Source organism: Rhodopila sp., from assembly GCF_965276935.1.
Lineage (GTDB): Bacteria > Pseudomonadota > Alphaproteobacteria > Acetobacterales > Acetobacteraceae > Rhodopila.
Genome location: NZ_CBDIBS010000004.1, coordinates 1757459 through 1777889 on the forward strand (window position 1 = coordinate 1757459; position 20431 = coordinate 1777889).

Genomic DNA, 20431 nt, shown 5'->3' on the forward strand with positions numbered 1-20431 from the left:
TCGATTGGATCGGCACGCATGAAGCGGTGTTCATGAAACGCATTATCGTATTGGAAGTTGCGTACGGCGAGTCGCCTGCTCCCGCCCGACCCGCACGCCCTCGCTTGCCGGCAACGGATTAAAGCACCGCACGCCGCCGCCATCGCTGGACGGCCGCAGCGCCGGCCGCTCCGCCCCGCATGGTCCGATCTGCCGCGCACAGCGTGGCCGGAAGCTGCAGCCGGCCGGCAGATTGCCGAGGTCCGGCGGACCGCCCGGGATCGGCACCAGCGGCGCGCCGCGTGAGGTCTCATGCACCGTGGAGCGCAGCAGGCCGGCGGTGAACGGATGGGCCGGACGGCCGATGATCGTCTCGATCGGCCCGGTCTCGATGAAGCGGCCCGCGTACATCACCGCGACACGATCCGCGACCTCACACGCCACGCCGATGTCGTGCGTCACGAACAGCGTCGCCATGCCAAGTTCTTTCTGCAACTGGCGCAACAGCAGCAGGATCTGGATCTGCACGGTGGCATCCAGCGCCGTGGTCGGCTCATCCGCCAGCAGCAGCGCCGGGCGGCAGCACAGCGCCAGGGCGATCATCGCCCGCTGCCGCAGGCCGCCAGACAGTTCATGCGGATAGGCATCCAGGCGCGCGGCGGCGGAGGGAACCTGCACCAGTTCCAGCAGCTCGAGGGCGCGCCGGCGGCCATCCCGGAAGGAAACACCCTCGTGCGAAACAACGGTCTCGGCGATCTGCGTGCCGATGGTGAACACCGGGTCCAGCGCCGTCATCGGCTCCTGGAACACCATCGCCGCGACCGGGCCGCGGATCGCCTCAAGCTGGCGTTCGGACATCGACGTGACGTCCCGCCCGGCCAGCCGGATGCCGCCGGCGATGCGCGCGTAGGGCGGCAGCAGCCGCAGCAGCGCCCGCAGCGTGACGGTCTTGCCGGAACCGGATTCGCCCAGCAGACACAGCACTTCCCCCGCCCGCAAGCTGAACGACACGCCATCGACGACCCGCACATCCAGATCACGCCGGACGAAGCGCACCGACAGGTCGGTGACCTCGACAACTGGTTCGGGGACAATCGGTTCAGGCGGCACGCGCGACCGCCCGGCTGTGTCCGCTGCCGGCCTGGACGGCGTGGCAGGCAGCATCGTGCCCCTCGATCACCGCCGCCAGCATGGGTTCGACGGCGGCGCAGACCGGCTCCGCCAAGGTGCAGCGGGTGCGGAAGCGGCAGCCGGAGGGCGGTCGCACCGGTGACGGCGGATCGCCGCTCAGTGGCGGCACGCTGAGCCGCACAGCCGGGTCCATCGACAGCCGGGCGGCGAACAAGGCACGCGTGTAGGGATGCGCGGCGGCCTGGTAGATCCGGTCGACCGGGCCGATCTCGACCACCTTGCCCAGATACATCACCAGCACCCGGTCGGCGACGTAGTGCACCACGTTCAGGTCGTGTGAGATAAAGATGTAGGTCAGGTTCAGCTCGGCCTTCAGCGTCGCCAGCAGGTTCAGCACCTGCGCCTGCACCGACTTGTCCAGCGCGGAGACGGACTCGTCTAGGATCAGCAGCCGCGGCTCCAGGGCGATGCCGCGGGCGATATTGACCCGCTGGCGCTGACCGCCCGACATCTCATGCGGATAACGGCCGCCGAACTGCGCTGGCTCCAGGCCGACCAGACGCAGCACGTCGCGCGCCCTGGATACCGGCAGGCCGCGGACACGCAGGCCGAAGGCGATTTCCTCGATCGCGGTGTGACGCGGATTGAGCGCCGCGTAGCTGTCCTGGAACACCATCTGCACCTGTCGCCGCAGGTCACGCACGGACAAGCCATCGCCAAACCGACCCCCGCGGCCGACTGGATCGCCGTCCAGCACCACGCTGCCGGCATCCGGCTCGATCAGTCGCATCAGCAGCCGCCCGGTGGTGGACTTGCCGCAGCCGGACTCGCCGACGACGCCCAGCGTCGCGTGTTTCATGACGCTGAAGCTGACGCCGTCAACCGCCTGCACGGCGGCGCGGCGGATCGATCCGCCCCGCAGCGGAAAATACTTCTTCAGTCCCTCGACCGTCAGCAGCGGCTGCCGCGGCCCACCCCGGTCGCGCGGATCCGGTTCGCCCGGATCTAGCGCGGTCACGGCCTCGCGCCTGCTCGGCGCGGTCATGCCCGTGTATCCATGGCGCCGCGGAAACTGTCGCTGAGCAGATTGAAGCTGACCGAGGCAATGAAGATCATCACCCCCGGCAGCACGGCATTGATCGGCGCGACATAGATCGCCTGCCGCAGCGTGTTCAGCATCAGCCCCCAGTCGGCGATCGGCGGCGAGGCACCCAGCCCGAGGAACGATAGGCCGGAGGCAATGATGATCGCCACGCTGACCAGGCTGGCGGCATAGGTCAGGATCGGACCCGCCACGTTCGCCAGCACGTGCTGCACGATGATCCGCATGGATGACGCGCCGGTCGCCCGCGCTGCCTCCACGAAGTCCTGGTTGCGCACCTGCGTAGTGACGCTCTCCGCCACTCGCGCGATTGGCGGGATGAACACCAGCGTCAGCGAGATCAGGCTGTTGACGATTCCGGCACCCAGCGCGCCGGCCATGGCGACCGCCAGCAGCACCGAAGGAAACGCGTAGAACACATCGACGATCCGCATGATCACCGCGTTGACGTGCCGGCCGAAATATCCGGCGCAGACGCCCAACATGCCGCCCATCAGCGTAGCTAGCGCCACCGGTACCAGCCCCATCGACAGCGACACCCGCCCACCGTAGATCAGCCGAGACAGCATGTCCCGTCCGAGTTCGTCGGTGCCCAGCAGATGGCCTGGGGACAACGGCGGCTTCAGGCGGCGCAGCATGCTGGTCTTGTACGGATCGTCGGGCGAGACCCAGGGCGCCAGGACCGCCGCCAGGATGATGCCGATCAGCAGCACCAGGCATACCACCGCCGTCGGGTCGCGCAACACCCGCCGGATCACCTTGCCCCAATAGCCTCGCGACGTCGGCCGCGCCACCGCGACCGCCGCTTCCGCCACCGCCGGCCTGATCGCGGTCAGCCCGCTCATATACGGCGTACCCGCGGGTCGATCAGGCTCTGCATCACGTCCACCAGCAGGTTGGTGATAACGAAGAAGAACGCCAGCACGATCACCGTCCCCTGCAGCAGCGGCAGGTCGCGGGTGGTGATGGCGGCATTCAGCAGGAACCCTGTGCCGGGCCAGGCGAACACCGTCTCCACCAGGATCGAGCCGCCGAGCAACTGCGCGAACTGCAATCCCATGATCGCCAGCACCGGTGGTGCCGCGTTCTTGACAACGTGCAGAAAGATGCGGCGGCGTTTCAACCCCTTGCCTTTCAGCGTCTGGACGAAGTCTTGCCGCCGCACCTCGATGACGGTGGCGCGGACGGATCGTGCGATGATGCCGGCCGGGATCAGCGCCAGGGTGACCGCCGGCAGCAGCAGGTGCTTGAAATCCTCCACGCCAAACCGCACCAGGTTGGTGCCATCGGGACCGATCCCGGTCGCCGGCAGCGCATGCAGCGTCACGGCGAAGATCACCACCATCACCATGCCGAGCCAATAGTGCGGCACCGAGATGCCGAACACGGCGAAACCGGTCACCGAGCGGTCGGTCAAGCGGCGGTCGGAAAAGCCAGCGAGCAGCCCAAGCCCGATGCCGACGATAAAGCTCAGGCCAATGCCGGCGACCGCCAGCAGCGCGGTATTGCCGGCGGCCGGCAGAACCTCCCGCACCACCGGCCGTTGCGTCATGATGGAGGTGCCGAAGTCGCCCGACAGAACATGGCGCAGCCAGATCAGGTACTGGATCGGCAGCGGCTTGTCGAAGCCGTAGGCCGCCTTGATCTGCGCCATCACCGCGGCCGATGCGTTCTCCGGCAGCACCGCGCTGATCGGGTCGCCCGGTGCCAAATGAATGAAAGAGAAACATACCAGCGACACGCCCAGTAGGATGGGCAGCGTATAGGCCAGCCGGCGCAGGATGTAGGACAGCATGGCGCCGGCTCAAACCACCCGCACCGGCGTCAGGTCCTGGAACCAGCTTTGCGCCTCCACATAGCCGTTGACCTTGGGACCCAGCGCGCGGGGATTGAGGTCGTGCACCACCCAGATCCACATCGCCTGGTCGACGATCCGGGTGTGCAACTGGGCCAGCAGCGCGTCCTGCCTGGCCTTGTCGAACTCGACCTTGGCCTTGGCCGCCAGCACGTCGGCCTGAGGGTCCGCGTAGCCGCCCCAGTTGTAGCCGCCGGGCGGCCGCATCTTGCTCCAGGCGACGCCGATCAGGCCGATGTCGGGATCGGTGAAGGCCCAGGAGTTGTTCAGGCCGTCGGCGCCCTTGTTCTCCGGCATCTCCACCCCGCCACGCCGGCGGGCGCGCAGGGCTTCCCAGTCCATTGTGTCGAAGCTGACGTCGAAGCCGACATCCTTCATGGTCTCCTGGACAAACTCGTTCATCGGCAGCGGCTGCATCTGGCCCGATCCCGCGGTCGAGATCAGGAACTTCACCCGCACCGGCTTGTCGGGGCCAAAGCCAGCGGCCTTCAGCAAGGCCCTTGCCTGATCCGGATCGTAGGTGATGTCGAACGTCGGGTTGCCGAACCACGGATGCTTCGGCGTCACCATCCCCTTAGCCGGCAGCGCCAGGCCGCCCAGCAGCTTGACCAGCCCGTCGCGGTCGATCGCCAGGTTCGCCGCCTTGCGCAAACGCAGGTCACGGAACGGCGAGTCGGGCGCGAAACTGAGCTGATACGGCCAGATATGCGGATAGATGTTGGTCACCACCTGCATCCCGACGGACTTCAGTTGCGGCACCGCGTCGGGTGGCGGCGCCTCCACCCAGTCCACCTGCCCCGACATCAGCGCGGCGATGCGCGTGCTGGCGTCAGGGATGGCGCGCAGGATCATCCGGTCGGATTTCGGCACGCGTTCCGGATCCCAGTAGGCCGCGTGCCGCCGCAGTTCGGCACGGTCGCGCGGCACCACCTTCTCCAGCACCCACGGCCCGGTGCCGGACGGCTTGTCGGCAACCTTCTGCCAGTCGCCGCCCAGCTCCTTCCAGCGCGCCGGGCTGGACATGTAGATGTTGACCACCTGATACGGGAACACCGCGTCGGGCGCCTTGGTGGTGATCTGCACGGTCAGCGGATCGACCACGCGGTATGACGCGATCGAGGCGAAATAGGTGCCGGCCTGCGTCGCCTGTGCCTGGTCGTATTGCGGCGCCGAGCGGTTCATCAGCTTGTCGAGGTTCCACACCACCGCGGCGGCATCAAACGTGCTGCCATCGTGGAACTTCACTCCCGGACGCAGCTTGAAGGTCCAGATCATGTGGGTCGCCGGGTCGACGTCCCAGCTCAGCGCCAGGCCGGGACGTAGCGGAGCGGGGACATCGGCGCGCGACAGGTCCCAGTTGATCAGGCAGTCGTACAGCGTGTAGCCGATGAACCGTTGCCCCTCGCCGCCCTGGCTCGGCTGGCCGGTGGTCAGCGGAATGTCGCCCAGGGTCATCGCCACGCGCAGCACCGACTCGGGCTGCGCGCCCGCCAGCTTCGGCAGCAGCGTGGAGGCCGCGCCCGCCGCGAGCGCCTCGCGTCGCGACAGCATCAGGCGGCGACCAGTTCGGGCCGCGGCTGCCGCCACGGCGTCACCCGCTCATAGGCATCGCCGACGCGCAGCACCGTGGCGTCGTCGAACAGCTTGCCCGTGATCTGCAAGGAGAACGGCAATCCGTTTTCCGCGTAGCCGTTGCACATCGCCAGTGCCGGATTGCCGCCGACATTGAACGGGGTGGTGAAGGAGGTCTTGGTGAACAGCGTCTCCGGCGCCACCGGCTCCAGCTTGCCGGCCGGTTCCTGCGTCGGCATCATCAGCACGTCCACCGTCGCCATCACCGCCTGCATCGCCCGCGCCAGATCGGTGCGCTGGCGCATCGCCAGGATGTATTCCTCGGCCCGCACCAGGCCGCCGGCAATGATCCGGTAGCGCAGGCTGTCGCCGAACAGCGCCGGCCGGGTGCGCAGGTCCTGCGCGTGGATGGTGAACAGTTCCGCCACCGCGATGACCTTCTTGGCGTGGTCGAAGTCGTGCAGCGGCGGCAGGGTCACCGGACGGACCTCGGCACCCAGATGCTTGTAGACGTCCAGGGTCGCCTCGAACGCCGCCATCGTGGCGGGCGACAGCGGCAGTTCCTCGAACCAGCCCCAGGGCACGCCGATCACCAGGCCCTTCACGTCGCCGGTCAGCGCCGCGCGGAAATCGGCTACCGGCACATTCGCCGAGGCCGGGTCTTCCGGATCGTGGCCGGCGATGATCGACATCAGGATCGCCACGTCCTCCACCGTCCAGGCCAGCGGGCCGGCATGATCGTGGCTGAAGCAGTTGGGAATCACGCCGCGCCGGCTGACCAGCCCGTAGGTCGGCTTCAGCCCGGCGATGCCGTTGGCCGCCGCCGGCCCGCGGATCGACCCGCCGGTATCGCTGCCCAAGGTGGCCGGCGAGAACCCGGCCGCCACCGCCGCCCCCGACCCGGATGACGAACCGGCCGGCGAATGATCGCGGTTCCACGCATTGCGCGCGGGCGGAAACAGCACGTCCCACGACGGCCCGCCATGCGCGAACTCCCACGTCGCGTTCTTGCCGAGGAGCACGCCGCCGGCCGTGGTCAGCTTCTCGCCGCACGCCGAATCCCGCGCCGGCACGTTGTCCGCCAGCAGCTTCGACATCGCCGTGGTGCGGATGCCCGCCGTGTCGAAGATGTCCTTCAGGCAATACGGAATGCCGTGCATCGGCCCGCGCGGCCCATGCGAGGCGATCTCCGCCTCCGCCGTCCGCGCGTCCGCCCGGGCTCGTTCCGGCGTCAGCGTGACGAAACTGTCAAGCTGGCTGTCCAGCGCGGCGATGCGGTCGAGATAGGCCTCGGTCAGTTCGACCGGGGATAGTTTCCGATCGGCGATCAGCCGCGATGCTTCGGCCAGCGTCAGGAAATGCAGGTCTGTGGCGGCCATGGCCTATCTGCCCTCCGGCAGGAATGTCTCCGGCACGAAGACATGCGCCGGCTCATCGCCGCGCGGCCGGTTGTGCGGGATCGCGTCGATCATTCGGCGGACGTTGCCGTACGCGCCGACAAGCTGTTCAAGATAGGCGTCCGGCAAATCGAGGCCAGCCTGCCGGGCAAGCGCGGCAACCTCATCTCGTGTGGGGGCGCTGGGCATGCGGCATCTCCGATCAGTTTAATTATGAGTGGGTTGCCAGCAAGCCGTGTGCCATCGTCATGACGCCCTGTTCCAGGCAGGGCTTCACGCTGCGCGGAAAACATGCTGCAATGCACAAACTATGGCCGCTGGGCTCCCGCGGGCACCTGGTCCGGATTGCCCTTGCGTGAAAAGGAGGCTGTTGCTCCGTGGCTCTTCCCAAGATTGCCATCATCGGCACCGGCGGCACGATCTCCGGCGTCGGCCGCGATCGTCTCGACTTCTACGAATACGGCACCTCAGGCCGTTTCATGAAGGTGGACGAACTGATTGCCGGCGTGCCGGAACTGCCGCGCGTGGCAGAGATCGTTTCAATCCCCTACAAGAACGTCGGCAGTACTGAGATTGGCCCGGCCGACTGGCTGGCGCTCGTCGGTATCATTCACGAAACCGCGGCAGCCGACCCGACGATCGCCGGCTTCGTCATCACCCACGGCACCGCCACGTTGGAGGAAACCGCGTATTTCCTCAATCTAGCCGTGAAGGTTCCGTCTCCCGTGGTGGTGGTCGGCGCGATGCGGCCATCCTCCGCCTTGGGTGCCGACGGTGGCCTGAACCTGCTGAACGCCTGCCGCGTCGCCGGCTGTCCGCAGGCCCGCGGCATGGGCGTGATGGTGGTGCTGAACGACGAGATCAACGCCGCGCGCGATGTCGCCAAGACCTCCAACTATCGTGTCCACACCTTCATCTCCCGCGACTTCGGCCTGCTCGGCTATGCCGACGCCGACCGTGTGCAGTTCTACCGCAAGCCGCTGCGCCGCGCCGCGCCGGATACCGAATTCGATGTATCCGGCCTGAAGGCGCTGCCCCGCGTGGACATCATCCCCGCCTATGCCGGTGCCGACGCCACGCTGGTGGAAGCCGTGGTGAAGGCGGGCGCCAAGGGCATCATTTCCGCCGGGTTCCCGTCCGGCTCGCCTTCCCCGGCGCAGAAGAAAGCGCTGGTGCAGGCAGCGGAATCAGGCGTTGCGGTGGTGCAGTCCTCACGCTCTGGCAGCGGCCGTGTGATCGACGACAAGGTGGCGCTGCGCGATGCGGGATTCGTTGCCGCCGACAGCCTGACCGCGCAGAAGGCGCGCATCCTGCTGATGCTGGCATTGACCGTCACCAGCGACCGCGATGACCTGCGCCGCATCTTTGACGAATACTGATCCTGGAGAAAGATTGATGGACGTTGCAACGATCTCTGATGTTGGCAATGCCGGCCCTGGCGCGCGCCAGATCGGAACCACTTTTGGCGCCGAGGTTCGCGGCATGCCGATCCACGGCAATGTCAGCCCGGAGGCGCTGACGCAATTTGTTTCTTATCTGCATCGCTACCGCGTGCTGGTGGTTCCGAAAGCGCATGTCACGCCGGCCGACCTCGTCGCGTTCAGCCGCCGCTTCGGCCCGTTGGAGATCCACAGCCGCTTCGACAACACCCTGCCCGCGCACCGGGAGGTGTTCTGCGTCGGCAACGTCGAGCGCGACGGCATGACGGCCTCGTTCTCCCGTGGGGTGGAGCAATGGCACGCCGATAGTTCCTACCGCGAAGTTCCGTCCGATGCGTCGTTGTTCTATGGCGAGATCGTTCCGCCCGAAGGTGGCGAGACGCTGTTCGCCGATGTCACCGCGGCCTGGCGGTCACTGGATCCGGCGCTGCGGCAGAAGGTCGAGGGACTGCGCGCGGTCCACTCACTGGAGACGCTGCGCCAGTGGGGCCAGCAGCAGAACCCTGACCGCGCACCTGACACTTCGGATCAGGTGGCGAAGTTTCCGCCGGTGGCGCAGCCTCTCGTTCGTATCCATCCGGCGACTGGGGCCAAGTCGCTCTACCTATGCCCGGCGGTGATCAGTCATATCGAGGGAATGGACGCGGCCGAGGGCACCGCACTAATCGAACAACTCATCCGGCACGCGACGCAGCCGCGCTTTGTCTACACGCATCGCTGGCAGCAGGGCGACCTGGTGATGTGGGACAATCGCGCCGTGCTGCACACCGCCAGCCTGTTCGACCACATGAAGTATCAGCGGCTGATGTACCGCACGACCGTGGCGGGCGGGGCACCGAGGCTGGCGGCCTGATGTATCTGTAAACAAATATCCGCCGTGAGCCAGACATGGCCGCTCGATTTCTTCATGACGGGCGCGGGGCCGCCATCCACACCTTGATCGAAACCAGCCCCGCCAGGCAAGGCTGCGGGTCGGCGTTCCCCATCATGTCAGCAGCGCGGCGCCCTGCCGCCACCGCTGCGTTTATTGATCAACAGCCGCTAGCGTTCCGCCAGTTGCCAGGCCAGTTCCTCCACCGTCTGCACCTGCTCCACGGGCCGAGCGGCGCGGGTCAGGGCGGACCAGGAGGCGGACATCAGCCAGGTGGTGATCCAATAGCCAAATCCGCAGAGCAGGACAGTGGAAACCGTCTTCATCATGCCGACCGGGATGACATACATGTAGATCCCGAAGCCTAGCACGGTCCAGACGGCCGCGATCGGGTTGAAGCCGCGCCAATACCAGTAGTTTCCGCCAGGCTGAAACAGTGCCGGCAGGTCGATCCGGGTTTTCTTGACGAACAGGTAATCCGCCATCAGCACGCCGGTGATGGGTGAGAACACATTGCCCAACATGCCGGCGTAGCTGGTGTAGCTGCTCACCACATCCGGCACCGCCGACAGCGCCACACCCAGCACGCTGATGATCAGCGTGGTCCAGAACCGGCCCACCCGCTCCAGCATGTTGGAAAGCGACAATCCCCCAGTGTACAGGTTCAGCACGTTGATCGTCCAGTTGTCCAGGCCGATGACGAGCAGGAACGCCAGGTAGGCCGGCCAGGCACTGGTCAGCCCCGACACCACGTCGAACACGTTCGCCACCTTGCCCAGTGTCGCCGCGGCTCCATAGGCGCCGAGGATGCAGGCGAAGGCGGCACCAAGGAACTTGCCGCACAACGTGCCCCACCACATGTCTGTGCGAGACCGTGTGTAGCGGCAGAAATCCGCCGCATCGGTAACCATGGTGATGGAGCCCGCGGCGACCGCGTTGCCCCAGGTGACGAACAGCACCCAGTTCGACGTCGGCAATCCGGCATAGGCCAGGACGTGGGCCGGCGCGAAATTTGGGTCGGTGTGCGTCATTAGCAGGTACATGATGTAGCTCAGGACAATGATCTTGAACGGCAGCGCCGCGCGCGACAGAAATTTCAGGCTGTCATAGCCGACAATCGCCACCACGGCCTGCAGCACGCCAAAGATCAGGCTGACCGTCACCAGCGAAAACCGTGTTCCGGTCCAGTGCTCCAGCACCGCGACCACGGCGATCGATCCGGCGACGGTCTGGTAGGCGAACCAGTAGGTCGAGGCAATCGTGCGCAGCAGCGACGGAATATATTTCGCGCCGCGCAGGCCATAGGTCATGCGCGTGGCGACCTGGCCAGGGATGCCATAATCTGCGCCGATCGTCGCCATGATCACGTAGAACACCATTGCCAGCATGGTGCCGCCGGTGATGCCGACCACCGCACCCTGGAATGACAGGCCGGCCACCACCGCCATGCCGCCGGTCATGATCGAGCCGGGATTGAGCGCGAAGCCGAAGATGATGGCGAAAATGTCGAACCAGCGCACGGTGCGCTTCTCGGTCGGGATCGGCTCGATGCCGAACTGCTCCACGCCCTTCGGTTGATGGTAATGATGTCGTATCTTTTCTTCAAGCTCGGCTTCCGCATGCGGCTGCCCATTTGGCGGCAGTCCGGTCGGGTTCCCGCTGGGCTTCGTCGCGACTGGCATTGTCATTTCCTTTGGCCGTTGTCGGAGACAGGCTTGAACAAGCACCGGAGACATCACCGGATGGATTGATCACGGAATGAACGAAGGATGTAGCTGCGCGCGTGGTTCAGCGTACGCAAGAAGCGTGCCTGACGCCGGGGAGGACAACACCGGATGAACCAGATCGCAAAATAGCAGGACGGCACGGAATGTTTAAGCACGGGAACTTGTAAAGGCCGTGCCGAGTCATGCCGTCGTGCAGCGCGGCTTGAAGTCGCGAGCGTCCATGGAAAGCATCATAACCGCAGGCGTCGCGGATCTTGTTTCATACCGGAACGCCCATGATCGCGGCATCTGAGGGTGTCGCGATGCGCCACAACCCTCGAAAAAAAATGAGGCTTTATGTTTCTTTATCGCACCATGAAGTCGTGCCGGTTGTCGAGCTGGATAGTTTCACTTTGACCATCTTGTCATACGGGTTGTGTAGCGGCCTGATGCCGTTTCCAGCCGTGGCAGACGCCAGTCACCTCACCTTCGCGGACCGTCAGCAAGGATGCTGTGGATGCAAATGTCGTGACCAGCTTCGCATCCACGCGACAAATAGCCTGGATATCAACCATCCACGGCGAATTTTTGGGCAGTCCCTCGATGTCCGGGGCATGATGCTGGCAACAGCCGCTGCTCTGCACAGACCCCGACGGACATGACCTGGCACGGACGTCGCGTAGTTTGTCATCACGATCAGCATGTCAGGGACAGCGCACATGGCGAAACCCTTGGCACATGCGTTGCACCGCCAGGGCAACTGGTGAGGAGAGCACCCGAATGGAACCCTGCCAACTGAGCGCCACCCAAGCCGCGTCCCTTATCCAACAACGTAAACTGTCGGCGGAGGAGTTGGTCCGCTCCTGCCTCGCCCGCATCGAGGCGCGCGACCCGACCGTGCGGGCCTGGCTGCATGTCGATCCGGCCATGGTGATCCGCAACGCCCGTGAACTGGACAAGCTGGCCCCGCCAGGCGTGAACCCGAAGACGCCGCTGCATGGCATCCCGTGGGGTGCCAAGGACATCATCGACACCGCCGATATGCCGACGACGCACAACTCGCCGATCTACCCCGGCGTGCGCACCAACCGTGACGCCGCCTGCATCGGCGTCGTGCGCGCGTCTGGCGGCGTGATCCTGGGCAAGACGGATACTGTCGAGTTCGCCTCCGGCGGGCGCAAGGCGCTGTCGCGCAATCCATACAACCCGGCGCATACCCCGGGCGGTTCATCGTCCGGCTCAGGCGCGGCGGTGGGGGATTTCCATGTGCCGTTCGCCTTCGGCACGCAGACCGGCGGATCGCATATCCGGCCGGCCGCCTTCAACGGCATCTACGCCATCAAGCCGACCTGGGGCGTCGTCTCCCGCGAAGGCGTGCGGATGTCGTCAATGACCCTGGACACCGTCGGCTGGTACGCCCGCTGCGTCGACGACCTGATGATGGCGGCCGAAGCCTTCCGCCTGCCGAAGACCACCGAACCCTTCAACGCCGGACCCGAAAGCCTGCGGGTCGGCGTCTGCCGCAGCCCGGTCTGGTCAGCCATCGAGCCCGCCGGCGCCGACGCGCTTGCTCTGGCGGCGAAACGACTAGGCGACGCCGGCGCGATTGTTGAAGAGTTCATCCTGCCTGATCCATTCAACCATCTGCACGACGCGCACGCCGACATCGTGCAGACCGAGGGCGGCTGGTCGTTCCTGCCGGAATACCTCTCGTCGTACGGCATCCTCGCCCCTGACCTGCGCGACAAGGTGGAGAACCTGCGCGGCGTGACGCCTGAAAAGCTGCTGGCGAGCTATACGCTGGCGGATTCCTGCCGTCCCGTCTTCGACCGGTTGTTCGGCCGCGGGCTGGACGTGATCCTGACGCCCAGCGCGCCGGGAGAGGCGCCGGAAGGCCTGCACACCACCGGCAGCGCGATCTTCCAGTCGATGTGGACCCTGCTGCACGTGCCCTGCGTGGCGATCCCGGTCGGCCGCGGCCCGAAGGGTCTGCCGGTCGGCATCCAGATCGTCGGTCCCCGGATGTCGGACACCCGGCTGCTGGGCATTGCCCGCGCCCTTGCCCCGGTGATCGATACCGACCCGCAAGCGCCGCTGCGCGAACTCTGGCACTGAAGGAGGATCATCATGACCGAATACGTATGGGACAAGTTCCTGACCGAGCGTGACCGCGCGGTCTTCGCCGCCGGCGGCTTCGGCGCCACCGCTGATCGTGGCAAGCGGCCGGCGCTGCTGGTGATCGACGTGAGCTGGGCGTTCTGCGGCGACAAGCCAGAACCGATCCTGGACAGCATCAAGCGCTGGCGCAGCTCCTGCGGCGCGGAAAGCTGGGTGGCGGTCGATCACATCAAGGCGCTGATCGACCGCGCGCATGGGCGCGGCCTGCCGGTGATCTACACCACCGGCGAATACCGTGACGACAACTGGGACGCCGGAAGCTGGCGCTGGAAGAACCGCCGCCGGGATGAAGACGTGGACCGCCCAAAGACCGCGCTGGACGGCAACGCGATCGTCACGCCGATCGCCCCCGGTCCACGCGACATCGTCGTCTACAAGCAGAAGCCGTCAGGCTTCTTTGGCACCAACCTGGCATCGTACCTGACCCTGCTCGGCTGTGACAGCGTGGTGATCGTCGGCACCACCACATCGGGCTGCGTCCGCGCCACCGCGGTGGATGCGTTCAGCCTGAACTACCGCGTGGTGCTGGCCGAGGAAGGCTGCTTCGACCGCAGCGAAGCCAGCCATGCCATCAGCCTGTGCGACATGCACGCCAAATATGCCGACGTGATGAAGGTGGCGGAGGTTCTGGCCTACTTCGATACCATTCCGTCCGGCGAGTTCGACCTGCCCAAGGGCAGTGGCGCGAGCGAGGCTACTCGGTCGGTCGCGGCAGAGTAGCAACCGGCCGCACCCTCCTCATCGCGTGCCCCTGGGGCTCGGCCGCCAGCCTGACGATAGATGAGCCTGCGTTTGGCGAAGGCCGAACATCGGGTCAATTACGCGGGGCGATGCCAGCCTCGGCAAAGACCTGTATGGTGGATCTTCAGTCATCATGACGTAAGCCGCCGCTTTCGTTCCATGGAGTTGCAGCATGACCAGAATTGCGATTCTCGACGACTGGCAGGATGTAGCGCGCGAGAGCGCTGACTGGTCCGCCCTGGCCGAGCGTGCCGAGCTGGTCTTCTTTGCCGAGGCTCTCAGCGCAGAGGATGCCGCCGCCGCCCTGGCCGATTTCGACATCATCCTGACCATGCGCGAACGCACGCCGTTTCCGGCATCCCTTGTTCAGCGCCTACCCAAGTTGCGCATGATCGGCATCACGGGCGGTAACAACCCCACGCTGGATGTCGAGGCTTGCACGCGTCAAGGCATCACGGTCTGCGATACGGGTAGCGCCAACGGCGCGCCCTATGCCCCCGCCGAACTGGCGCTGGCCCTGCTGCTCGCCGCCGCGCGCGCGATCCCGGCCGCGGACGCGAACATGCGTGCCGGTCGCTTCCAGCATGGCGTGCCGGTTGGCATGGGACTCGCCGGCAAGACGCTCGGCATTATTGGCCTCGGCCGCCTTGGTGCCCGGGTGGCACGCTATGCCGCCGCGCTTGACATGAAGGTCGTCGCCTGGAACCCGAACCTGACCGAAGCCACGGCACAGGAGCGCGGCGCGCGGCTGGTCAGCAAGGCGGATCTGCTGGCCACGTCGGACGCCATCACCTTGCACATGGTCCTTTCGCCAAGCAGCAAGGGGATCATCGACGCCGAGGACATCGCCCGCATGAAGCAGGGTGCCATCCTGATCAATACCTCCCGCGGCCCGCTGGTTGAAGAAGCCGCCCTGATCGCCGCGGTGCAATCCGGCCACATCATTGCGGCACTCGATGTATATGACACCGAGCCGCTGCCAGATGATCACCCGCTGCGCGGGGCGAGCCATACCGTGCTGACGCCGCATCTTGGCTACGGTGTCGCCGAGACCTGGCATGCGTGGTATTCATCTAGCATCGAGAACGCCCAAGCCTTTCTGGACGGTAAACCGATCCGGGTCGTGGAGCCAAAATAGAGGGCTGGGCATGGACTGCGGCCTGGCGTCCATTAAAAAACTTGTTTGGGGGTGAAATTCCTAGGATCTTTCTGACCTCCGATCGATTGGCCAGCCTCAGCGACACGATGTTCGGCGTCGCGATGACCTTGGTCGCGACAACGCTGCTGCCGTCTGTCCAGACGCATAAAGGATCGGTCGTCGACATGCTGCGCGACATGAACGGCAACCTCGTCGCTGTCGTGCTAAGCTTCGCGATCGCCGCCAGATACTGGGTGTCGCAGCAACAACGGCTGGCGATGACCGACTCGGTCACGCCGAACCAGACGAGGCTTCATCTCGTGTTCCTGTTCCTGATCGTGCTGGTGCCGATCTCCACCAGCCTGAATGGCCTGGCAGGTGCGGGCGCGACGGAAGGCGCCGTCATGATCTATGGCGTGCATCTCACGTTGCTCGCATTGGTGAATCTGCTGCTCTGGATCGGAGTTCCTAGCCGTGACGCTACCCATCTGCAGATCGTACGGTCTTTTCTCGCGCTGGCCCTGTTGCTCGTGGCGCTGGCGGTCGGCATCGCGCGACCTGGTCTCGCGCTCTATGTCTGGTTGGCGGTTCTCGCCGTCCCGCTGCTCAGCCGCCCCCTCGCGCGACGCCTACCCAGGCCTGATGTCGGGCGAACCTGACGAGATGGGTCAAGGTCGTGGCGCAAGGTGCCGGCTGGCGGGCGTCCGGCTCTGCTCCAAGGGACGGGTCCGCAGGCCTTACGCCACCGTCATCACCTTTTGCCGACAGGCCATCAGCGGCTGAATCCGCTGGCCGAAATTCTGCATTCCCACAATGAAATCATCGAACGTCAGCATGGCGCCGGCGATCCCCTCGACCGTTGCCAGTTCGTCCAGCATCCTGGCCACCGTCGCGTAGGATCCGACCACGGTCCCCATGTTGAAATTCACCGCCGACACCGGATTGATCATGCTCGCCGCCGTGCCGCCGGCATCCGCCTTGTCGTCCGCGCCGGCCTGGGCGCCCAGCCAGCTCAGCGCATCCAGATCCTTGCCGGCCTTGTAGCATTCCCACTTCGCCTGCGCCGCTGTATCGGTTTCGTCCGCGATCACCATGAACAGCGCATAGGCGCCAACCTTCCGCCCGGTCTTCGCCACCGCCTTCATCAGCCGGCCGATGGTGCCCGCGCATTTCGTCGGCGTATTGACACCCTCACCCAGGCAAAAATTGAAATCGGCGTACTTGGCGGAGAATTCCATGCCCACATCGCTCTGCCCGGCTGAAACGATCGTCGGCATCACCGACGGCCTTGGGCTCAGCTTGCAATCCGTCATCTGGAAGTAGCTGCCCTTGAAGTCCGATGTCCCGGTTGCCCACAGCTCCTTCATGACGGTTACGTATTCGGTGCTGTAGTCATAGCGCTTCTCGTAGTGTGTCTTACCCGGCCACAGTCCCATCTGGGCATATTCCGCCTCGGCCCAGCCGGAGACGATGTTGATCCCGAAACGCCCCGGCGCGATGCTGTCGATGGTGGACGCCATGCGCGCCACGATCGCCGGCGGCAAGGTCAATACGGCGGTGGAAGCATACAACTTGATCCGCTGCGTCACCGCGGCGATGCCCGCCATCAGGGTGAAACTCTCCAGCGCGTGGTCCCAGAACTCGCTCTCTCCACCGAAGCCACGCAGCTTGATCATCGACAAGGCGAATTCGAACCCGTACTTCTCCGCCAGCAACGTGACGTCCCGGTTCAGCGCGAAGCTGGTGTTGTACTGCGGCGAGGTCTTGGAAATTAGCCAGCCGTTGTTGGCGATGGGGATGAAGACGCCGACGTCCATGTGCCATTATCCTCTTGCGAATACCAAGCGCACATGATGCACGCTCTATGCCACCTAACCACAAGGGATCGCACCACGATGATCGGCGGAGACACCCTGGAAGCGGACCACAGACGTGCCCAACGCCGCTGAAGTCTTCGCCACGCACGTCACCGGCACCGAGCTGGCGGACATCCCCGCCGAGGCCATCGATCGTGCGAAAATCTTCATCCTCGACACGCTTGGCGTCGGCATCGCCGGGTCCAGCGCTTATGGCGCCGCCGCGTTGTTGCGGGCCAATCGGCTATGGGGTGATGGCACCGAAGCCAGCGTATGGGGCCGCAGGGATCGCGTGCCTGCCCCCGCCGCCGCGCTGCTGAATGCCTTTCAGGTGCATTGCCAGGAATATGACTGCGTCTGCGAACCCGCCGTGCTGCACCCAATGGCGACCTTGCTGCCCGCCGCCCTGGCCTTCGCCGAACGCCAGGGCGGTGTCAGCGGCAATGACCTGCTGGCGGCGGTGATCCTGGGCGTCGATGTGTCCGCCGGCCTGGGGATCGCCTCCACCCAGGGGCTTCGCTTCTTCCGTCCCGCCACCGCCGGCGGTTTCGGCGCCGCCGCCGCCGTCGCGCGCCTGGCCAGGATGGATGCGGAGACGATCGTCAACGTCCTCGGTATCCAGTACGCCCAGACCAGCGGCACGATGCAGGCGCATGTGGAAGCCTCCACCGTCCTGCCGATGCAGGTCGGCTTCAATGCCCGCGCCGCGCTGCAGTCCTGCGACATCGCCCGCACCGGCCTGACCGCGCCGCGCGGCAGCATTGACGGACCCTACGGCTACCTGCCGCTGATGGAGGGCGGCTACGACCTGCAACCCGTCCTGGATGGCCTCGGCCGGGACTGGCGGGTCATGCAGCTCAGTCACAAGCCGTTTCCGTCCGGCAGAGCGACGCATGGCGCGATCGAGGGCGTGCAGGTGCTGCGCCAGGCGCACGGCTTCACGCCGGAGGAGGTGGCGGCCATCGACATCACCGTGCCGCCGCTGACCGCGCGCCTGATCGCGCGGCCCGACATGCCGAACCCGGTGCCGAACTATGCCCGCCTGTGCACGGCGTTCGTCGTGGCGAAGGTGCTGCGACATGGCACCCTCGACCTTGCGCACCTGCGCGGCGATGCGCTGAACGACCCGGACACGCATCGGCTGGCGGCGCTGGTCCAGGTGCATGGCGACGGCAATCCGGACCCGAACGCCATGGTGCCGCAGGATGTCCGCATTAGTCTACGCGATGGCCGGGTGCTCGACTGGCATTGCGACGCGATGCTCGCCAATTCCAGCCGGCCCTGGTCGCGCGACGCGCATCTGGCGAAGTTTCGCCGTTGCTGGCAGTTCGCCGCCGATCCGCTGCCGGAGGATCGTGCCGAAGCGCTGATCCGCATGGTCGACCGGCTGGAGGACGTGGCGGACCTGCGGTCGCTTATCCGGTTGCTGGTTGCGTAGGTCCCGATCGGTTATGATGAAGATGGTTATCAATGCGGGAACCATCTGATGCCCAACGCCGACCTCTATGACGAAGATATCCTGCTGTGGAGCGAGCGCCAGGCGGACCTTCTGCGACGCACGGCTGCCGGTGCGCACGGAAATCAGGAAGCACCCGACTGGTCCAACATCATCGAGGAGATCGAGAGCGTGGGCCGCGGTGAACTGCATGCCGTACGGTCGCTTCTGGTGCAGGCATTGCTGCATGACCTAAAGGTTCAGGCGTGGCCATCATCGCGGGAGGTGCCGCATTGGCGGGCCGAGGCCCGTGGATTCCGCGGGGACGCGGCTGCAGCCTTCACGCCGTCCATGCGACAGCGGATCGATATGGCTGCGCTTTATCGGCGGGCGCTGGATCGGTTGCCTGAAAGCCTTGATGACCAGCCGCCGCTGCCGGTGCCACACGAATGCAAGATAACGCTGGACGCGTTGCTGACAGGAGTTGCGGGTAATGACCAAGGCTGACCTCTACGACGAGGACATCCTGCTGTGGAGCGAGCGTCAGGCGGACCTTCTGCGACACGCGGCTGACGGCATGCAGGGGAATCAAGAGGCGCCTGATTGGCCCAACATCATCGAGGAGATCGAGAGCGTGGGCCGCGGTGAACTGCATGCCGTCAAGTCGCTGCTGGTTCAGTCGCTTGTCCATGACCTCAAGGCCGATGCCTGGCCGCTGTCGCGGGAACTACCTCACTAGCGTGCACAGGCCCGTGGGTTTTGACGTCAGGCTCGACGGCAATTTTCACCATCCATGCGCCAGCGGATTGTTCTCGCGGAGCTGTATAGGGAGGCGTTGGACCGCCTGCCTGAAAGCATCGACGACCAGCCGCCGCTGCCGGTGCCAAAAGAATACCCGCCAACCCTGGACGCTTTGCTGATGGTTGGCACACCGCTTGCTGGTCCCGGATAGCCGGCCACTCCGCGGCCGGCCTCCGCAAGGACTCCATCCATGCAACGGGTCGTCGACCGCAAGCCGCCGGAAGAGACCATCCCGATCCTCGACCTCGGCCCTTATCTGGCCGGCGAGAAGAACGCCGATCGCAAGCTGGCCGATCAACTGCGTTGGGCCAGCGAGACGATCGGCTTTTATTTCATCCAGAATCACGGCGTTGACCAGGCGCTGATCGACGCGACATTCCATCAAGCGGCGCGGTTCCACGCGTTGCCGATGGAGCAGAAGCAAAAGCTGCTGATCAACCGGCACCAGATCGGCTACCTGCCGATGGGTGGCGCGAAAATGCGCAGCTCCGAGGTCAACCGCAACACCCGGCACGACCTGAACGAGGCACTGTTCATCCGCCGTGAACGCACCTCGGACGACCCGGACGTGATCGCCGGCAAGCCCTGGCGCGGCCTTAACCAATGGCCAGACACCCTGCCTGGCTTCCGCGACACGGTGCTGAGCTACTGGAACCGCATGGAGCGTCTCGGCCAGTCCATGCTGCCGCTGTACGACTTGGCGCTGGATATGCCACCCGGCTTTTTCCGTGCGCGGTTCGAGGGCGCGCACATCAACCTGCGGCTGTCGCACTATCCGCCCGACCTCGCCGCCGAGGACAACCAGTTCGGCATCGCCCCGCACACCGACAGCGGGTTCATCACGTTCCTGCCGCAGTCGGCGGTACCGGGCCTGGAAATCCTGACGGTAGCGAAGCAGTGGATCGCCGTGCCGCCGGCGCCCGGCACCTATCTGGTCAACACCGGCGACATCCTGCACCAGTGGACCAACCGGCGCTTTCGCTCCACCCCGCACCGCGCGGTCAACCGCTCCGCCCACGATCGTTATGCGATCCCATATTTCTATGATCCGAACACCGACGTGATGATCGAGTGCCTGCCAGGCTGCAGCGGGCCGGACAACCCGCCGCGCTATCCGCCGCGGACCTTCGCCGACTACTACGGGTGGTTCGTCAAGATGAACTACCGCCATCAGCAAGATGCGGCTGCATGAGCGTTCGTGTTCCCACGCGCTATCCGCATCCGCGCGCG

19 protein-coding genes are annotated in these 20431 nt (G+C 65.5%); 10 read left to right on the forward strand and 9 right to left on the reverse strand.

What is annotated here, in order from left to right:
• Window positions 1-42: 42 nt before the first annotated feature.
• From ACQY4S_RS24480 to ACQY4S_RS24510, 7 genes are read right to left on the reverse strand one after another with little or no spacing between them, the layout of a single operon-like run.
• Window positions 43-1089 carry an ABC transporter ATP-binding protein gene (locus ACQY4S_RS24480; protein WP_428487792.1) on the reverse strand — a complete coding sequence of 349 codons (1047 nt, stop codon included), beginning with the start codon at window positions 1087-1089 and terminating at the stop codon, window positions 43-45.
• The gene (locus ACQY4S_RS24485; protein ID WP_428487793.1) at window positions 1079-2155 is read right to left on the reverse strand and encodes an ABC transporter ATP-binding protein; all 1077 of its coding nucleotides are present in this window, start codon (window positions 2153-2155) and stop codon (window positions 1079-1081) included. Before ACQY4S_RS24485 ends, ACQY4S_RS24480 begins: the two co-directional genes overlap by 11 nt.
• The gene (locus tag ACQY4S_RS24490) at window positions 2152-3057 is read right to left on the reverse strand and encodes an ABC transporter permease (RefSeq protein ID WP_428487794.1); all 906 of its coding nucleotides are present in this window, start codon (window positions 3055-3057) and stop codon (window positions 2152-2154) included. The genes ACQY4S_RS24485 and ACQY4S_RS24490 overlap by 4 nt, the downstream gene beginning before the upstream one ends.
• Window positions 3054-4007, reverse strand: a complete 954-nt coding sequence (locus tag ACQY4S_RS24495) for an ABC transporter permease (protein WP_428487795.1) — start codon at window positions 4005-4007, stop codon at window positions 3054-3056. Before ACQY4S_RS24495 ends, ACQY4S_RS24490 begins: the two co-directional genes overlap by 4 nt.
• Before the next feature lie 9 nt (window positions 4008-4016).
• On the reverse strand, window positions 4017-5618 hold the full coding sequence (locus ACQY4S_RS24500; protein ID WP_428487796.1) for an ABC transporter substrate-binding protein: 1602 nt from the start codon (window positions 5616-5618) through the stop codon (window positions 4017-4019).
• Window positions 5618-7018, reverse strand: a complete 1401-nt coding sequence (locus ACQY4S_RS24505; RefSeq protein WP_428487797.1) for an amidase — start codon at window positions 7016-7018, stop codon at window positions 5618-5620. Before ACQY4S_RS24505 ends, ACQY4S_RS24500 begins: the two co-directional genes overlap by 1 nt.
• A 3-nt stretch (window positions 7019-7021) precedes the next feature.
• Window positions 7022-7225, reverse strand: coding sequence for a hypothetical protein (locus tag ACQY4S_RS24510; RefSeq protein ID WP_428487798.1), 204 nt, complete (start codon window positions 7223-7225; stop codon window positions 7022-7024).
• A 188-nt stretch (window positions 7226-7413) separates the two neighbouring features.
• On the opposite strand from ACQY4S_RS24510, the gene ACQY4S_RS24515 reads away from it, so the two are divergent.
• Window positions 7414-8415, forward strand: a complete 1002-nt coding sequence (locus ACQY4S_RS24515) for an asparaginase (protein WP_428487799.1) — start codon at window positions 7414-7416, stop codon at window positions 8413-8415.
• 16 nt (window positions 8416-8431) lie between these two features.
• Entirely contained in the window at window positions 8432-9328 is an 897-nt protein-coding gene (locus ACQY4S_RS24520; RefSeq protein ID WP_428487800.1) for a TauD/TfdA dioxygenase family protein, read from the forward strand.
• Between the two features lie 188 nt (window positions 9329-9516).
• Here ACQY4S_RS24520 and ACQY4S_RS24525 read toward each other — a convergent pair whose 3' ends face one another.
• Window positions 9517-11028, reverse strand: a complete 1512-nt coding sequence (locus tag ACQY4S_RS24525; RefSeq protein WP_428487801.1) for a purine-cytosine permease family protein — start codon at window positions 11026-11028, stop codon at window positions 9517-9519.
• 804 nt (window positions 11029-11832) lie between these two features.
• Between ACQY4S_RS24525 and ACQY4S_RS24530 the strand changes: the two genes are divergently transcribed.
• From ACQY4S_RS24530 to ACQY4S_RS24545, 4 genes are all read left to right on the forward strand, one after another.
• Window positions 11833-13167 carry an amidase gene (locus tag ACQY4S_RS24530; protein ID WP_428487802.1) on the forward strand — a complete coding sequence of 445 codons (1335 nt, stop codon included), beginning with the start codon at window positions 11833-11835 and terminating at the stop codon, window positions 13165-13167.
• Window positions 13168-13179: 12 nt separating this feature from the next.
• Complete coding sequence (locus ACQY4S_RS24535; protein ID WP_428487803.1) at window positions 13180-13950, forward strand: isochorismatase family protein; 771 nt, start codon at window positions 13180-13182, stop codon at window positions 13948-13950.
• A gap of 193 nt (window positions 13951-14143) precedes the next feature.
• Entirely contained in the window at window positions 14144-15109 is a 966-nt protein-coding gene (locus tag ACQY4S_RS24540) for a D-2-hydroxyacid dehydrogenase family protein (RefSeq protein WP_428487804.1), read from the forward strand.
• 86 nt (window positions 15110-15195) lie between these two features.
• Complete coding sequence (locus ACQY4S_RS24545) at window positions 15196-15768, forward strand: TMEM175 family protein (protein WP_428487805.1); 573 nt, start codon at window positions 15196-15198, stop codon at window positions 15766-15768.
• Window positions 15769-15846: 78 nt separating this feature from the next.
• Here ACQY4S_RS24545 and rutA read toward each other — a convergent pair whose 3' ends face one another.
• Window positions 15847-16926 (reverse strand): pyrimidine utilization protein A, encoded by a 1080-nt coding sequence (gene rutA / locus ACQY4S_RS24550; protein WP_428487806.1) that lies wholly within the window; start codon window positions 16924-16926, stop codon window positions 15847-15849.
• A gap of 115 nt (window positions 16927-17041) precedes the next feature.
• On the opposite strand from rutA, the gene ACQY4S_RS24555 reads away from it, so the two are divergent.
• From ACQY4S_RS24555 to ACQY4S_RS24570, 4 genes are all read left to right on the forward strand, one after another.
• A complete protein-coding gene (locus tag ACQY4S_RS24555; RefSeq protein ID WP_428487807.1) occupies window positions 17042-18403 on the forward strand; it encodes an MmgE/PrpD family protein in 1362 nt (453 codons plus the stop codon).
• Window positions 18404-18451: 48 nt separating this feature from the next.
• Window positions 18452-18907 (forward strand): DUF29 domain-containing protein, encoded by a 456-nt coding sequence (locus ACQY4S_RS24560; RefSeq protein WP_428487808.1) that lies wholly within the window; start codon window positions 18452-18454, stop codon window positions 18905-18907.
• Entirely contained in the window at window positions 18894-19139 is a 246-nt protein-coding gene (locus tag ACQY4S_RS24565) for a DUF29 family protein (protein ID WP_428487809.1), read from the forward strand. Before ACQY4S_RS24560 ends, ACQY4S_RS24565 begins: the two co-directional genes overlap by 14 nt.
• 252 nt (window positions 19140-19391) lie before the next feature.
• A complete protein-coding gene (locus ACQY4S_RS24570) occupies window positions 19392-20393 on the forward strand; it encodes an isopenicillin N synthase family dioxygenase (protein ID WP_428487810.1) in 1002 nt (333 codons plus the stop codon).
• Window positions 20394-20431 lie beyond the last annotated feature (38 nt).

Coding starts and splice junctions, on each gene's coding strand:
- ACQY4S_RS24560 (WP_428487808.1), top strand. CDS start 18,452: ATGCCCAACGCCGACCTCTATGACGAAGATATCCTGCTGTGGAGCGAG.
- ACQY4S_RS24485 (WP_428487793.1), bottom strand. CDS start 2,155: ATGACCGCGCCGAGCAGGCGCGAGGCCGTGACCGCGCTAGATCCGGGC.
- ACQY4S_RS24525 (WP_428487801.1), bottom strand. CDS start 11,028: ATGCCAGTCGCGACGAAGCCCAGCGGGAACCCGACCGGACTGCCGCCA.
- ACQY4S_RS24530 (WP_428487802.1), top strand. CDS start 11,833: ATGGAACCCTGCCAACTGAGCGCCACCCAAGCCGCGTCCCTTATCCAA.
- ACQY4S_RS24540 (WP_428487804.1), top strand. CDS start 14,144: ATGACCAGAATTGCGATTCTCGACGACTGGCAGGATGTAGCGCGCGAG.
- rutA (WP_428487806.1), bottom strand. CDS start 16,926: ATGGACGTCGGCGTCTTCATCCCCATCGCCAACAACGGCTGGCTAATT.
- ACQY4S_RS24570 (WP_428487810.1), top strand. CDS start 19,392: ATGCAACGGGTCGTCGACCGCAAGCCGCCGGAAGAGACCATCCCGATC.
- ACQY4S_RS24565 (WP_428487809.1), top strand. CDS start 18,894: ATGACCAAGGCTGACCTCTACGACGAGGACATCCTGCTGTGGAGCGAG.
- ACQY4S_RS24500 (WP_428487796.1), bottom strand. CDS start 5,618: ATGCTGTCGCGACGCGAGGCGCTCGCGGCGGGCGCGGCCTCCACGCTG.
- ACQY4S_RS24505 (WP_428487797.1), bottom strand. CDS start 7,018: ATGGCCGCCACAGACCTGCATTTCCTGACGCTGGCCGAAGCATCGCGG.
- ACQY4S_RS24510 (WP_428487798.1), bottom strand. CDS start 7,225: ATGCCCAGCGCCCCCACACGAGATGAGGTTGCCGCGCTTGCCCGGCAG.
- ACQY4S_RS24535 (WP_428487803.1), top strand. CDS start 13,180: ATGACCGAATACGTATGGGACAAGTTCCTGACCGAGCGTGACCGCGCG.
- ACQY4S_RS24520 (WP_428487800.1), top strand. CDS start 8,432: ATGGACGTTGCAACGATCTCTGATGTTGGCAATGCCGGCCCTGGCGCG.
- ACQY4S_RS24495 (WP_428487795.1), bottom strand. CDS start 4,007: ATGCTGTCCTACATCCTGCGCCGGCTGGCCTATACGCTGCCCATCCTA.
- ACQY4S_RS24490 (WP_428487794.1), bottom strand. CDS start 3,057: ATGAGCGGGCTGACCGCGATCAGGCCGGCGGTGGCGGAAGCGGCGGTC.